13 protein-coding genes are annotated in these 14,187 nt (G+C 58.3%); 12 read left to right on the plus strand and 1 reads right to left on the minus strand.

Annotation, left to right across the window (positions count from 1 at the left end):
- The first annotated feature begins 391 nt into the window (after positions 1-391).
- From AAEZ09_RS22195 to srmL, 7 genes are all read left to right on the plus strand, one after another.
- Positions 392-901 (plus strand): disulfide bond formation protein B, encoded by a 510-nt coding sequence (locus AAEZ09_RS22195; RefSeq protein ID WP_045062712.1) that lies wholly within the window; start codon positions 392-394, stop codon positions 899-901.
- Between the two features lie 825 nt (positions 902-1,726).
- The gene (cyoA, locus tag AAEZ09_RS22200) at positions 1,727-2,671 is read left to right on the plus strand and encodes a ubiquinol oxidase subunit II (RefSeq protein ID WP_045062710.1); all 945 of its coding nucleotides are present in this window, start codon (positions 1,727-1,729) and stop codon (positions 2,669-2,671) included.
- A 3-nt stretch (positions 2,672-2,674) separates the two neighbouring features.
- On the plus strand, positions 2,675-4,705 hold the full coding sequence (cyoB, locus tag AAEZ09_RS22205) for a cytochrome o ubiquinol oxidase subunit I (RefSeq protein WP_045062708.1): 2,031 nt from the start codon (positions 2,675-2,677) through the stop codon (positions 4,703-4,705).
- Between the two features lie 3 nt (positions 4,706-4,708).
- The gene (locus tag AAEZ09_RS22210) at positions 4,709-5,335 is read left to right on the plus strand and encodes a cytochrome o ubiquinol oxidase subunit III (protein WP_045062707.1); all 627 of its coding nucleotides are present in this window, start codon (positions 4,709-4,711) and stop codon (positions 5,333-5,335) included.
- Entirely contained in the window at positions 5,336-5,671 is a 336-nt protein-coding gene (gene cyoD, locus AAEZ09_RS22215) for a cytochrome o ubiquinol oxidase subunit IV (RefSeq protein WP_028623533.1), read from the plus strand.
- A gap of 11 nt (positions 5,672-5,682) precedes the next feature.
- Complete coding sequence (gene cyoE, locus AAEZ09_RS22220; RefSeq protein ID WP_045062703.1) at positions 5,683-6,570, plus strand: heme o synthase; 888 nt, start codon at positions 5,683-5,685, stop codon at positions 6,568-6,570.
- Positions 6,571-6,976: 406 nt separating this feature from the next.
- The gene (srmL, locus tag AAEZ09_RS22225; RefSeq protein ID WP_350600789.1) at positions 6,977-8,125 is read left to right on the plus strand and encodes a PheS-related mystery ligase SrmL; all 1,149 of its coding nucleotides are present in this window, start codon (positions 6,977-6,979) and stop codon (positions 8,123-8,125) included.
- Between the two features lie 135 nt (positions 8,126-8,260).
- Here srmL and AAEZ09_RS22230 read toward each other — a convergent pair whose 3' ends face one another.
- Positions 8,261-9,679, minus strand: a complete 1,419-nt coding sequence (locus AAEZ09_RS22230; protein WP_045062697.1) for an aminotransferase-like domain-containing protein — start codon at positions 9,677-9,679, stop codon at positions 8,261-8,263.
- 149 nt (positions 9,680-9,828) lie between these two features.
- Between AAEZ09_RS22230 and AAEZ09_RS22235 the strand changes: the two genes are divergently transcribed.
- The 5 genes from AAEZ09_RS22235 (at position 9,829) to yfcF (ending at position 14,171) form a co-directional block, all read left to right on the plus strand.
- On the plus strand, positions 9,829-10,929 hold the full coding sequence (locus AAEZ09_RS22235; RefSeq protein WP_205893003.1) for an MFS transporter: 1,101 nt from the start codon (positions 9,829-9,831) through the stop codon (positions 10,927-10,929).
- A gap of 42 nt (positions 10,930-10,971) precedes the next feature.
- Positions 10,972-12,252 (plus strand): ATP-grasp domain-containing protein, encoded by a 1,281-nt coding sequence (locus tag AAEZ09_RS22240; RefSeq protein WP_350600791.1) that lies wholly within the window; start codon positions 10,972-10,974, stop codon positions 12,250-12,252.
- 27 nt (positions 12,253-12,279) lie between these two features.
- The gene (locus AAEZ09_RS22245) at positions 12,280-12,774 is read left to right on the plus strand and encodes a RidA family protein (RefSeq protein WP_045062691.1); all 495 of its coding nucleotides are present in this window, start codon (positions 12,280-12,282) and stop codon (positions 12,772-12,774) included.
- Between the two features lie 81 nt (positions 12,775-12,855).
- Positions 12,856-13,323 carry a cupin domain-containing protein gene (locus AAEZ09_RS22250; protein WP_045062689.1) on the plus strand — a complete coding sequence of 156 codons (468 nt, stop codon included), beginning with the start codon at positions 12,856-12,858 and terminating at the stop codon, positions 13,321-13,323.
- A 203-nt stretch (positions 13,324-13,526) separates the two neighbouring features.
- A complete protein-coding gene (gene yfcF, locus AAEZ09_RS22255) occupies positions 13,527-14,171 on the plus strand; it encodes a glutathione transferase (protein WP_350600792.1) in 645 nt (214 codons plus the stop codon).
- Positions 14,172-14,187: the final 16 nt, after the last annotated feature.

Genomic DNA, 14,187 nt, shown 5'->3' on the forward strand with positions numbered 1-14,187 from the left:
AGGCTCCCACAGTTGAGAGCATTTCAATGTGGGAGCCAGCAGGTTGGATCCCACAGTTTGAATGCATCCCAGAGCGGTACAGCAGCCCGAGGCTCCCACAGTTGAGAGCATTTCAATGTGGGAGCCAGCAGGTTGGATCCCACAGTTTGAATGCATCCCAGAGCGGGACAGCAGTCCGAGGCTCCCACAGTTGAGTGCATTTCAATGTGGGAGCCAGCCTGCTGGCGATTCGGTCGCAAGCACATGCACATCTGTGTAAGTAGCCCAAGTTAATCCCTTCTTAACCGCCCTGTCGTTTATTCCCCGACATCTATTCCATGCGCCCCGGGGCTCTCCAAGCCAGGGGCCAGCGTGTAGACTTCCGGTCAATCGAATTCAGAAGGGAAACGCAATGAGCGAGGAAACGATGCGGTTGGGCCGTGAGCGGCGCTACCTGGTATTGCTGGGCATCATCTGCCTGGCGCTGATCGGCGGCGCGCTGTACATGCAAATCGTCCTGGGCGAGGCGCCTTGCCCGCTGTGCATCCTGCAACGTTACGCATTGCTGCTGGTCGCGGTGTTTGCCTTCATTGGCGCGGCAATGAGCACCCGGCGCAGCATTACCATCCTGGAAACCCTGGTGGTGATCTGCGCGCTGGCCGGTGTGGCAGTGGCCGGGCATCACGTCTACACCCAGTTCTACCCGGCGGTCAGCTGCGGTATCGACGTACTGCAGCCGATTGTCGACGGGCTGCCGCTGGCGAAGATCTTCCCGCTGGGGTTCCAGGTCGACGGCTTCTGTTCCACCCCGTATCCACCGATCCTGGGGCTGTCCCTGGCCCAGTGGGCGCTGGTGGCGTTCGTGATGATCGTGGTGCTGGTGCCGGTGCTGACAGTGCGTAACCGCAGGGCGCTGCGCTAACTCGCCGCTGTTGCCAGGGTTGCTGAGACGCCCCGGCCTTCGTTGAGAAGGCAGGGGCATTTTTTTGTGGGTAAAAAGCCTGTTTCAGCCCTGAAGTAAAAACAGCGTGATGTGTGACAGTCGAGGGTGCGACAGGTGTGCGACATGTTGTCACAGAGCAAGTGTCGCAGGGCGTTTCAAAGTGACTGATTGGCGCAGTCCTGCGCAACGAAATTGGCTCTAGTTTCAGGTGCGCGCCGTACTACCGAAAAACCTCGAACAGGCAGTTTTAACAGGCCCTGGCGATTTGCCGGAGCCCTTGTCATATAGGGGCTACGGCGGGGTAGACCGAGGCTGAAAAGCCTTCGACACTGTCTAAACTGCGCCCGGTAGACCTACTATTTTTGGTGTTTTTGTTGAGAATTATTTTCGATACCATGGCGCACTTTTGCGAAAATCATGAATGATTGTTGCCGGAATGGATAAAAATTATTTCGGGATAAGACATGGTTTATAAAACGTTACATATCTACAATCGCCACCACTGAATTCCCGGCACTGCTCACCCCAGAGCAGAACAGGGCGTCGAGAAGCTCCAGAGCTTCGTGCGACTCCCCAGGTGTCGGTGCCTTCCAATTATCCGCACCAAATGGAATTGGTCTGTAACAAGGCCTTTGACCACGAATTCGAATAAGAACTCACCGCTGGCCCAGGATTTGTCGAACAGCGTCTGACGCGCGACGGGCAGCCCTTATTCAATCCAAGAAAAATGCCAACCCTTGGCAGGGTGAAGTGTTGGCGATCAAAACCCAACTGCATTGCGCAAGCTGCTTTAGAGGTCGTGAGATGAGTAAAAACAGGTACCCCAGACTACTAGGCTTATTGCCGCTGATCGGCACGTTGTTGCTGTCAGGCTGCAACATGACCTTGCTCAATCCAACGGGCCAGGTGGGCCTGGAGCAGCGAAACCTGATCATCACCGCAACGTTGCTGATGCTGTTGGTCGTGGTCCCGGTCATCGTCATGACCTTCCTGTTCGCCTGGAAATACCGCGCGACCAACACTGACGCCGTGTACACGCCCAAGTGGTCGCACTCCACCAAGATCGAAATCGCGGTGTGGGCTGTTCCAATCCTGATCATCATTGCCCTGGGTTACGTCACCTACGTGTCGACCCACGAACTTGACCCGTACCGTCCGCTGGAATCCGACGTCAAGCCGATCACTATCGAAGTGGTCGCACTGGACTGGAAGTGGGTATTCATCTACCCGGAGCAGGGCATCGCAACGGTTAACAAGATCGTGTTCCCGACCAATACCCCGGTCAATTTCAAGGTCACGTCGGACTCGGTGATGAACTCGTTCTTCATCCCGGGCCTGGGCGGCCAGATCTACGCGATGGCCGGCATGCAGACCAAGCTGCACCTGATTGCCAACCGTGACGCTGAAATGGAAGGCATCTCTGCCAACTACAGCGGCGCAGGTTTCACCGGCATGAAATTCAAAGCGATCTCAACTTCTCAGGAGAATTTCGACACCTGGGTAAGCGAAGTCAAAAAGGCACCTAAACAGCTGGAAAAAGCTGAATACGAAGCCCTTACCAAGCCAAGCCAGAACAACCCAGTCGAGCTCTACTCCTCGGTGACGCCGAACCTGTTCCAGATCATCGTCGACAAGTACGAAGGCATGAAACCGGGCAAGCCGATGCATCACGAGAAGAAAGAGAAAGAAGTGGCCCAAATGGAAGGGATGGACATGAGTTCGCATTCAGCTGCCGGGGCAGAGGAGTAAACGATGTTTGGTAAATTAAGTTGGGAAGCGGTCCCGTTCCACGAACCGATCGTGATGATTACCATCGCCATGATCGCACTCGGTGGCCTGGCGCTGTTCGCTGTAATCACCTACTTCAAGAAGTGGACCTACTTGTGGACCGAGTGGTTGACCTCGGTTGACCACAAGAAAATCGGCGTGATGTACATCATCGTCGCCATGGTCATGCTGCTGCGCGGCTTTGCCGACGCCATCATGATGCGTACCCAGCTGGCTATGGCCACAGAGGGTTCGCCTGGCTACCTGCCGCCTGAACACTATGACCAGATCTTCACCGCTCACGGTGTGATCATGATCATCTTCATGGCGATGCCATTCTTCACCGGCCTGATGAACCTTGCAGTGCCGCTGCAGATCGGCGCGCGCGACGTTGCCTACCCGTTCCTGAACTCCTTGAGCTTCTGGCTGCTGGTATCGGGCGTAGTACTGATCAACCTGTCCCTGGGCGTCGGCGAATTCGCCAAGACCGGCTGGGTTGCCTATCCACCGCTGTCGGGCTTGCAATACAGTCCTGGCGTAGGGATGGACTACTACATCTGGGCGCTACAGCTATCCGGGTTAGGTACGACGCTAACGGGGGTCAACTTCCTGGCCACCGTGCTGAAAATGCGTACCCCTGGCATGAAGCTGATGGACATGCCGATCTTCACCTGGACCTGCACCTGGGCCAACGTCCTGATCGTGGCTTCGTTCCCGATCCTGACCGCTACCCTGGCACTGCTGACGCTTGACCGTTACATGGATTTCCACATTTTCACCAATGAACTTGGTGGCAATCCGATGATGTACGTCAACCTGTTCTGGGCCTGGGGACACCCCGAGGTTTACATCCTGATTCTGCCGGCGTTCGGGATCTTCTCCGAAGTCATCTCGACCTTCACTGGCAAGCGTCTGTTCGGCCATCACTCGATGGTCTACGCCTCTGGCGCGATCTCGATCCTGGGCTTCATGGTCTGGCTGCACCACTTCTTCACCATGGGTTCGGGTGCGAGCGTCAACGCCTTCTTCGGGCTGGCGACCATGCTGATTTCGATCCCGACGGGGGTGAAGCTATTCAACTGGCTGTTCACCATCTACCAGGGTCGTCTGCGTTTCACCAGCCAGGTTCTGTGGACCCTGGGCTTCATGGTGACCTTCGCCATCGGCGGCATGACCGGCGTACTGCTGGCCATTCCGGGTGCTGACTTTGTCTTGCACAACAGCCTGTTCGTGATCGCTCACTTCCACAACGTGATCATCGGCGGCGCGGTATTCGGCTACATCGCAGGCTTCGCGTTCTACTTCCCGAAAGCGTTCGGCTTCAAGCTGCACGAGGGTTGGGGCAAGGCTGCATTCTGGTTCTGGATCACCGGCTTCTTCGTCGCCTTCATGCCGCTCTACGTACTGGGCTTCATGGGTATGACCCGTCGCCTGAACGCCACCACCAACCCTGAGTGGGTGCCGTACCTGTACGTCGCCATGTTCGGTGCGGTGATGATCGCTGTCGGCATCGCCTGCCAGCTGATCCAGCTGTACGTCAGTGTGCGTGACCGCAACAAGCCGGAAAACATGTGCGAACACGGTGACCCGTGGAATGCCCATACCCTGGAATGGTCGACCTCGTCGCCACCTCCGTTCTACAACTTCGCCGTGCTGCCGAAAGCGCAAACCATCGACCCGTTCACCGAAGCCAAGGAAAACGGCACCGCGTACCAGGCACCGGCCAAGTACGAGCCGATCCACATGCCAAACAACACCGCTACCGGTGTGGTCATGGGTGCTCTGCTGACCGTGTTCGGTTTCGCGATGATCTGGCACATCTGGTGGCTGGCAATCGTGGGTCTGGTTGGCACCGTGGTGTATTTCACTATCCATGCCGCCCGTGACGATCAGGGCTACATGGTGCCGGTGGATGTCATCGAGCGCATCGAAGCCGAGCAGCACAAACGTCTGGTAGCGGCCGGGAAAATCCCAGCCAACGCCACCCGTGTTGAAACCTCGTTGGAACAGGCTTAAACCATGTCGAACTTAGTGACCAATGCTGGACACACCCATGTCGATGGACATGGGCACGATGACCATCACCACGACTCGGGCGAGATGACCGTATTCGGTTTCTGGCTCTACCTGATGACCGACTGCATCCTGTTTGCGTCGATCTTCGCGGTGTACGCGGTACTGGTTAACAACGTAGCCGGTGGCCCGTCGGGCGCCGACATTTTCGAGCTGCCGTACGTACTGGGCGAAACCGCTCTGCTGCTGTTCAGCTCGATCACCTACGGCTTCGCCATGCTGGCGTTGTTCAAGGGCAAGAAGACTCAGGTCCTGGGCTGGTTGGCCATGACCTTCCTGCTGGGCGCCGGCTTTATCGCCATGGAGATCAACGAGTTCCACCTGCTGATCTCCGAAGGCTACGGCCCTAGCCGTTCCGGCTTCCTGTCCGGGTTCTTCACCCTGGTCGGCACCCACGGTCTGCACGTGACCAGCGGTCTGATCTGGATGGCGATCATGATGTACCAGGTGCAGAAAAACGGCCTGACGGCGACCAACAAGACTCGTCTGAGCTGCCTGAGCCTGTTCTGGCACTTCCTGGACGTGGTGTGGATCTGCGTATTCACCGTTGTTTATCTGATGGGGACTATGTAAATGGCTAACGCTCATTCCCACGATAGCCACGACGCCGGCCACGGCAGCGTCAAGTCCTACGCTATCGGTTTCATTCTGTCGGTGATCCTGACCGTCATTCCATTCGGCCTGGTGATGTACCCGACTCTGCCGAAAGCCATGACCCTGTGGATCGTACTGATCTTCGCAGTCGTCCAGGTGCTGGTGCACCTGGTGTACTTCCTCCACCTGGACCGCTCGGCCGCCCAGCGTAACAACGTCATTGCGTTTGTTTTCGCCGCGATCGTTATCGTCCTGCTGGTTGGCCTGTCGCTGTGGATCATGTTCAGCATCCACACCAACATGATGGCGCACTGAGGTAAATCCGGATGTCCTTGAAGCACTTTATCCAAATCACCAAACCGGGGATCATTTTCGGTAACGTGCTTTCAGTGGCAGGCGGATTTTTCCTGGCCTCCAAAGGGCATGTCGATCTGGCCATCTTCCTGGCCGCCATGATCGGCACGTCCCTGGTCGTCGCTTCCGGTTGCGTGTTCAACAACTGCATTGACCGCGACATTGACGTGAAGATGGAGCGCACCAAGAACCGGGTGCTGGTGCAGGGCTTGATCTCCCTGAAACTGGCCCTGATCTACGCGACCGTCCTGGGTGTCGCCGGCGTTGCCTTGTTGTACAAGGTGGCCAACCCGCTCGCGGCGCTGTTCGCGGTGATCGGCTTTGTCATCTACGTCGGTTTCTACAGCCTGTACCTCAAGCGCAAGTCGGTTCACGGCACGCTGGTGGGCAGTCTGTCGGGGGCGATGCCGCCGGTGATCGGCTACGTGGCCGTCAGCAACAGCTTCGACATGGCAGCGCTGACGCTGCTGGTGATGTTCAGCCTGTGGCAGATGCCGCATTCCTACGCCATCGCGATCTTCCGCTTCAACGATTACCTGGCTGCATCGATTCCGGTGTTGCCAGTGAAGCGCGGGATCAAAGTGGCCAAGAAGCACATCCTGCTCTACATCCTGGCCTTCCTCGTGGCCACCTTGATGCTGACCTTCAGCGGCTACGCCGGCATGAGCTACCTCGCCGTCGCCGCGGCCATGGGCATGTACTGGTTGTACATGGCCTGGACCGGCTACAAGGCAGTGGATGACACGGTCTGGGCACGCAAGCTGTTCGTGTTCTCGATCTTCACCATTACCGCGTTGAGCGTGATGATGTCCCTGGACTTCAAAGTGCCGAGTGAGTTGTTGCTGACGTACGCGCCTTAAGCGTCGACTGCCGTAAAGAAAAACCCCGCCTTCGAGAGAAACGCGGGGTTTTTTATGGGCGACAGTTCACGCGCTGCCACCAATGTTTACAACGCCAAACCCCTGTAGGAGCTGCCGCAGGCTGCGATCTTTTGATCTTTTGCGGTGAAGAGAAATTGCGAAGATCAAAAGATCGCAGCCTTCGGCAGCTCCTACAGAGACCTCATGCTCGACGCTGATATTTTTGCGGATGAGCCTGTGGGTACTGCGTTAAACAATCGTAGCGTAGGAAGTCTCTGAAGGAGTGTTCTGAAAATCTGGAATGCGGTGTTCGTAAGCTTGTGAGCGCTCAACTTCTGTCGTTAGATTTCCTTGTCGGGTGGTTTTTAAGAGCCCTGAAGTCAACTGTCGTTAGAGGGCTGTTAGCGTGAATGCATCAAAAAAATACCTGACCGATGCGGCGGTCCACCAGGCTCTGTTACTGGTTGATCTCACCGAAAAAAGCGCTCCCGAGCATGCCGTCCGACTATTGCTCAATGAAATCCTTCACCGACTGGCTGAAAGCGGCTGGCCCCAGGCTCAACTACAGACAGGCCCACGCGTTGTGTCTGCCGAGGAAAACTACGGGTTGCTCGGCTATGACCCCGCTGAAATCACATTGGGCAGCGAACATACCCGTTGGGTCGATGAGCACTCTCTGTTGCGTACGCAAACCACCAGTCAGATTCCATCGGCGTTGCAGCGTGCCGCTGGTAGTCGGCAGCCGGGCGAGACGATATTGCTGGCCGCGCCCGGTATCACTTTTCGCCGAGACAGTCGTGACCGCTGGCATTGCGCGGAGCCGCATCAAATGGATATCTGGGTCCTCGGTGATCCGCAGCTGTCGACGCACGAGCATTTGCTGCGCTTGGTCGGCGATATTCTTCAGGCGGCCGTGCCTGAAAAACCATGGGTCTACAGTGACAGCCCGCATCACTACACCGAGGGTGGAATCGAAGTGAACGTGATAAATGACGGCGCTCCCGTCGAGGTCCTGGAGTGCGGTCGTATTGCGCAATCGTTGTTGGAACGGTTGCAGATAGATCCATCGCGTCATGGTGGGTTGGCGCTCGGGATGGGGCTGGATCGGCTGACGATGCTGCGCAAAGGCATTCCGGATATTCGCTTGCTGCGGGATCAGAATGTACGGGTGCAGGCGCAGATGCATGATTTGAATCCATGGCGTGCGGTTTCGCGTTTGCCGTCGATTGCTCGTGATATTTCCCTGGCGGTTACACCGGGGTTGAGCGAAGAAGTGTTGACCGAAAAAATGTTACTCGCGGCCGGCGACTGCGCCGAATGGATTGAGGAAATGCAGGTCAAGGGACGTTGGGGATTCGCTGATTTGCCTGTGCAGGCCATCGAGCGCCTCGGGCTGTTGCCGGGGCAGGAGAATGTACTGCTCCGGGTGGTGCTTCGAGATTGTTCGCGATCGATCACGACGGCTGAGGCGAACTCCTTGTACGCGGATATCCAGTGCGCGTTGCACGAGGGCGCCCCCGGGGCGGGGTACAAGATGGATGTTTCGAATGTTTGATGCCGAGTAGGCAAACCGAACCCCTGTAGGAGCTGCCGAAGGCTGCGATCTTTTGATCTTTTTGCGGTGAAGAGAAATCGCGAAGATCAAAAGATCGCAGCCTGCGGCCGCTCCTGCGGGGAGGGCGGTAGTCGGCTATTTTTGTGGTGTATCCAGCAACCGGAAAAAGCGCTCGCGAACCTGGCTGCTGTCGCTGTGGGCAACATTGAAGCGCAGGTGCTGGCAGGCGTCCGGGGCTTTGCTGAGCAGGGTGCCAGGAGCCAGGACCAGGTCGATTTCCAGGCCTTTTCTGGCCAGGGTTTCGGCGTGGAACCCATCAGGTAATCGGGTCCAGATGAACAACCCTTCATGGGGCAATGATGACACCGAGCAACCGGCTTCTTCCAGCCAGCGGGTCACCCGGTTGCTCGAGTCGTAGAGCCGGTCCACGGTGCGGCGGGTGTGCTTGGCGTAGCTCCCGTCGCTGAGCATGTTGCAGATGATCTGCTCGGCCAGTTCCGAGGTCATGCCGCCGGCCGCCATCTTGAGCCCGATCATGCGTGCGGCCAGTGGCGGCGCAAGCACCGCGTAGCTGACGCGACTGTTGGCGGTCAGGGTCTTGGAGAAACCGGACACATAGCTGACGTTGTCCAGCCCGCCTGCCGCCAGGCGCGGGGTGCTTCGTTGTTGCAGGTCGCAATACAAATCGTCTTCGACAATGTGGAAACCGTAGCGGTGACTCAACTCCAGCAAGCGATAGACCTGCGCCGGCGAGAACGAGTGTCCGGTGGGGTTATGCAGACTGTTGTTGGTCATGTAGAGCACAGGCCGATGGGCAATGACTGTCCGCTCGAACGCTTCCAGGTCCATGCCCTCGACACCCCGGTGGACGGTCACTACCTTGGCACCGTGCAAGGCCAGGTTGGTGTGCATGGTGAAGTAGCACGGGTCGTCGAGCAGCACGGTGTCGCCGGGTTTGATCAGCAGGCGCATCAGCATATCGATGGCCTGCACGGTGTTGGCGGTGGTGACGATCTGCTCCACCGGCACCTCGATGCCGATGGCTGTCAGCTTGACCCGCAAGGCTTCGCGCAACGGCGGATAACCGGCGGCCACGCCGTATTCACCCATGCGCAGGGAGGCGTCGCGCAGGGTTCCGCGAACGGCTTTGAGCAATTCATCGGCCGGTAGCCATGAGGAAGGCAGGAAACCTGCGCCAGGACGTAGTGCGCCGTTGTCCTGCAGCACCGCGCGGCGGACCACGCTGAGCGTGTCCTGGGGCAGCAGGTCGGGGCCGGCATCCAGTTTGGGCATGGCGCTGGAGCGGTGCACGAAATGCCCCGAGCCTTGGCGGGAAACCACCAGGCCCTTGGCACGCAGCCTATCCAGGGCATCGACCACCGTGGACTTGCCCACATTCATCAGGTCCGAAAGCTCGCGAATGGGCGGCAGGCGGGAGCCGTGGGGCAGGCCGCCCTGGTTGATCGCCACCGACAGCTGATCGACGATCTGCTGCACCAGCGGTACGCCGGGCTGGAATTCGATGGCCGCGATGACTGCGCGTTGAACCTGCATTTTACTGGTCTCTCCGGCAGTAAAGTTCGTTTGATTCTATACGAACTTGCTCTGATCAAGACACCCGTCTCTCTCTACCATCACCTTACAGTCTTTCCTGATTGTCGGCGTTTTTTGCTCGCACAATCATTTGGTTCCAGAGGTGTTGCATGAGTATCGAGACAACGGCCGCCATCGCCAAACCGGTGATTAACATCCGTCTGTTCACGATCCGGATCATTACCGCCGTGTCGTTGTTTGCCGTGCTGGGCAAGGCCAACGTCTGGCTCGACACCGCCACCAACAGCATCCTTGCCCTGGGTTATCGGGCGTTGTTATTGCTGCTGCCGTTGACGTTGCTGGTGCTGGGTCGTCGTTCCCTGAGCGTCACCTTGCTGTGCGCCGCCCTGGGGTTGGTGCTGCTGGCCGTCACCAGCAATCAGGGCATGGTGATGTTCGCTGCGGCGCTGTTTGCCTATGGCATCGCGATTGCCGGGTACCTGATCAAGAGCGAAGCGGCGCAGACCAAGGAGGGCGCGGCCTACAACCGTGTGGCGATGAACATGGGCAGCCTGCTGGCCGGGTTGATCCTGCTGTCGCCACTGCTGACCCCGCCCCTGTTTTTCCTCGGTGCCGCCAGCTTTGTCCTGCTGTGCGTGCCAATTGCCATGGGCGCGACCTTCACCACCCAGTCAGCAGCGGCGAGTCCGGTGACACAGGACGGCAGCGGCTGGCGCAACAAACTGCCGTGGGCGATCGCCGGCATCATCATGGGCATCAAGCTGTTTGCTGTGTTCTCGATTCTTCCACAAGCGATCTTGCTCGAAACCGGTGAGTTGCCAGCCTGGTACGGCCTGATGCTGATCCTCAACAGCGCGGTCGTGGTGTTTGCCCAGGTGCCGGTGATGAAACTCATCGAGCGCACGGGGCGCTTCAAGGTGCTCGCCGTGATCGGGATCATCGTCGCGGGCTTCGCGGTGCTCTCGTCTCCCGCGGCCTTTCATGTGGAAACCCTGATCGGCGCGTTGATCTGGGTGGCCTTGCTGTCCATCGCCGAGTGCGCCTTCAGCTACCTCGATTACTTCTCGGTCAAGCAGAACAACATGTTCGTCAAGGAAGTGTCCCTGGGCGTCGGCGCCGGGCTCACGGTGCTGATCATGCGGGTGGTGCCGGCGCCCCATAACGCGTTGCTGCTGGCCGCCATCGGCGCGGGCGGGATTCTGGCGTGGTACTGGCTCAACCGCACATCCAACGCGGCGCTGCACGACTGAGCCATTGCGGTTGCTTTTTTTGCTTCACAGGCAGGAGGTTTCATGAAGACGACGTCATGCGTAGTAGTGGTCGGGTACAACGGCAACCGGGTTCACGATATCCAGAAGCTGCGCGACCTCTGCAAGACGCTCTACAACGCAAGGCTGATCCTGGTGGTCGAGCGCATTGCCCCTGATGACGACCAGGTGGCGGACCACGTCTGCAGCGCTTCAATGGCGCCCGAGGATGTAACCGATTCCTTGGAACTGGTGGTGGGCTGCCTGGCGGTCGATCGCTGGAAACTGATCGGCGTGCTGCCGTTTTCCGACCGCGGGGTGTTGCTCGGCGCGGCCCTGGCCAGTCATTACGGCCTCCCGGGCATCACGCCCAACGAAGCACGGGCGGGGCTGGACAAGCAGATTTTCCGCAAGCTCGAAGCAACCTCCAGCACGGCTCCCGAAGATTACCGTCCCGTATTTTCAACCCGTGTCGAGAGCCTGGCAGAACTGCGCCAGCGGGTCGTCGAACTGGGCGGCAGGGCGTTCATCAAGCCCGCCTGTGAAGGTGCAAGTCGCGGCTGCCGGGTGATCCATCACCCGTCCGAATGCGACGAGGCGTGGCAGGCACTCAAGCCTTATCGCAATGGCGGCATCGTGCTTGAAGAATTGGTTCGCGATGCTCGGGAGTACAGCTGGGACTACGTGGCCGGCAGCACCTGGATCACCGAAAAAACCACGACCGAAGGCGCCTTCCGGGCCGAGATCCAGCAGGTGGTGCCTGCGCCGTTGCAGGGTGATGCCCAGGCTCGCCTGGCAGCGGCGGGGCGGCACATGTCGGGGCTGGTGTCCTTGGACAACGGTGCCTACCACAACGAAATCTTCCTGCGCCCTGACCAACTCACTTCGGCGGTGGAAACCAACATGCGCCCTGGCGGCATGCACATCTGGGACCTGGCGCGCATTGCCTTTGTCGACTTCGACCCATGGGAGCGCTGGGTGAGGTGGGCCGTGGAGGGCCAGTGCGAGCGACAGGATCCGGTCGCGCGGGGTTATTGCGGCATTCGCCTGCTCAGGGCGCCGGGCGGTGGCCTGTTACGTGACCTGCCAGACATCGACGCCGTGGCACGGATGCTCGGCATCGAGTTGGTGGCGGCCGTGTATGAGCGGCGCATCGGCGACGCGGTGTCGGCGCTGGTCAAGGACAACACTTCATTTATCGGCCACATCGTCCTGTTCAACAAGGACTACGAGCAACTCACCAGTGACTTGTTGCGTCTGGCCGAGGCGGTTGAAGTGCGCATGGAAGTCGCCTGCCTGGCGCCGCCCGCCAGAGCGATGGGCTGAACACGATTTGATTGAGAGGTAATACCCATGTTTGAACACACAACCTGTGATGAGCGCTTCCTCACCCTCGCCAAGGAGTTGGGTTACGACATCTATGGCGAAAACACCGCCGGCGGCCACTACGCGCCCTTGGTCCGGCACCATGATGAGCTGTACATCAGCGGCATGGTGCCGCGCATGAATGGCAAGATCCAATACCCCGGACGGGTTGGCCTGGAGCTCAGCCTCAGTGATGCCCAGGCAGCCGCCAGCATCAGTGCCATGCGCGGGCTGGCGTTGATAGTGGATGCCATCGGCTCGCTGGATAAAATCAAGTCGCTGGTGCGGGTCACTGTGTACGTGAAATCCACTGCGGACTTTGTCGACCTCAGTGAAGTGGCCAATGGCGCATCGGACGTCTTCAGTCATGTGCTGGGGGATGCGGGTAAACATACAAGAACCACAGTTGGGGTTTATCAGTTGCCAAAGAATGCGGCGGTGGAAGTGGACATGATCGCAGCCTTGCGGCCTTCTGCGTTATAAGCGCGGCGTTTTGGGTTTACAGTGTCGATGGCTTCACCTATTGTTCGGTGAATGACGTCGACATCAAGTTGGAATGCGCGAATGAATAATGTTCAAGGTGCGTTTTTTTCATATGACGAGTTTCGTCAGAGTTTGCATCAGCCGCCCCAGAGTGCGCGGGTATGGACGAGCGATAAACTTGCTGCAATGCGCGAAAGTCTTGCGGGCAGCGAAGTCGATATCGTCGCATTGGCCCACGACAACAGCCTCGAAGGCTGCAAGTTGACACCGGGTGTGGCGGTGTCCATGCAATGGTTGAAACCCGGCGCTGTGTTGAATGGCCACGCCCATGGCTGGTGGCATCTGTTTGTCATACAGGCCGGCAGCGGCCTGCTGACCATGGGCGAGGATGACGAGGTGCGCGCCAGCACCGGCGACGTCCTGCTGGTGCCCGCCTGGACCCGACATGGCTTCGTCAACACCAGCGCCACCGAGTCGATGGCCATGCTCAACATGAGCAACATGCCGCAATTGGCGTTGCTTTCCAGTATGGCTACCGCAGTGAGCTGAGCCTCGACAACCCCCATACTCTGTTTGCTGTCCTTCCGGGAGTCCGCATTAGCCGACTCCCTTTTTTTGTTTTTGTATTGTCCGATGCGCGATTTCTGTATCCGTGTAAACAGATAATTTCTGTATCTGTTCAGTGCGTGAGCAACTATCTAGCATCGACTCCAGTGCAACGGATTAATAGTCTTGATGCAAGGGAGTGGTCCATGGAAAGTGCAAAGATAAAGTTGTACGTAGGGGCGGATTTTGTCAGTGCCTTTGCCATGTCGGCATTTGTGGCGCTGAAAGAAAAACAACTTCCGTTTGAATGTGTAACCCTTGATTTGAAAAATAGAGAGAACTATCAGGCGAGTTATCGAGACCTGTCGATGACTTGCAAGATACCTACCCTGGTCCACGAAGACTTCGCGCTTTCAGAGTCTTCGGCCATTGCCGAATACCTGGACGAAGTCGCGCCCGAGGGCCGAAAACTGTTCCCTGCAGACACCCGGCTGCGCGCCCGGGCCCGCCAGCTTCAGGCGTGGTTACGCAGCGACCTGCTGATCATTCGCCGGGAGCGTCCGGCGGATCTCATCTACTTCGGAACAAAAGACACGCCCCTGTCCGAGGAGGCCCTGGTGGCTGTGGATCGATTGTACTTCGTGGCCGATCGCCTGCTCAAAGGCGGCGCTGATCACCTGTTCGGTGACTGGAGCATCGCTGACACCGACCTGGCAATCATGCTCAACCGCCTGCTTGCCAATGGCGATCATGTGCCAGCGCGACTTGCCGCCTATGTTCGCCGGCAGTGGGACCGCGACAGCGTGCGGGCGTGGCTGGACATCGAGCGCACAGCACCGACTGCCCAGTAACTCGTCAGGAATTCAT

Source organism: Pseudomonas sp. 65/3-MNA-CIBAN-0223 (genome assembly GCF_040310425.1).
Taxonomy (GTDB): Bacteria; Pseudomonadota; Gammaproteobacteria; order Pseudomonadales; family Pseudomonadaceae; genus Aquipseudomonas; species Aquipseudomonas gregormendelii.

What these genes read in the sequence shown, in the direction of transcription:
- AAEZ09_RS22195 (WP_045062712.1), top strand. Translation starts at nt 392, where the DNA reads ATGAGCGAGGAAACGATGCGGTTGGGCCGTGAGCGGCGCTACCTGGTA.
- cyoA (WP_045062710.1), top strand. Translation starts at nt 1,727, where the DNA reads ATGAGTAAAAACAGGTACCCCAGACTACTAGGCTTATTGCCGCTGATC.
- cyoB (WP_045062708.1), top strand. Translation starts at nt 2,675, where the DNA reads ATGTTTGGTAAATTAAGTTGGGAAGCGGTCCCGTTCCACGAACCGATC.
- AAEZ09_RS22210 (WP_045062707.1), top strand. Translation starts at nt 4,709, where the DNA reads ATGTCGAACTTAGTGACCAATGCTGGACACACCCATGTCGATGGACAT.
- cyoD (WP_028623533.1), top strand. Translation starts at nt 5,336, where the DNA reads ATGGCTAACGCTCATTCCCACGATAGCCACGACGCCGGCCACGGCAGC.
- cyoE (WP_045062703.1), top strand. Translation starts at nt 5,683, where the DNA reads ATGTCCTTGAAGCACTTTATCCAAATCACCAAACCGGGGATCATTTTC.
- AAEZ09_RS22230 (WP_045062697.1), bottom strand. Translation starts at nt 9,679, where the DNA reads ATGCAGGTTCAACGCGCAGTCATCGCGGCCATCGAATTCCAGCCCGGC.
- AAEZ09_RS22235 (WP_205893003.1), top strand. Translation starts at nt 9,829, where the DNA reads ATGAGTATCGAGACAACGGCCGCCATCGCCAAACCGGTGATTAACATC.
- AAEZ09_RS22240 (WP_350600791.1), top strand. Translation starts at nt 10,972, where the DNA reads ATGAAGACGACGTCATGCGTAGTAGTGGTCGGGTACAACGGCAACCGG.
- AAEZ09_RS22245 (WP_045062691.1), top strand. Translation starts at nt 12,280, where the DNA reads ATGTTTGAACACACAACCTGTGATGAGCGCTTCCTCACCCTCGCCAAG.
- AAEZ09_RS22250 (WP_045062689.1), top strand. Translation starts at nt 12,856, where the DNA reads ATGAATAATGTTCAAGGTGCGTTTTTTTCATATGACGAGTTTCGTCAG.
- yfcF (WP_350600792.1), top strand. Translation starts at nt 13,527, where the DNA reads ATGGAAAGTGCAAAGATAAAGTTGTACGTAGGGGCGGATTTTGTCAGT.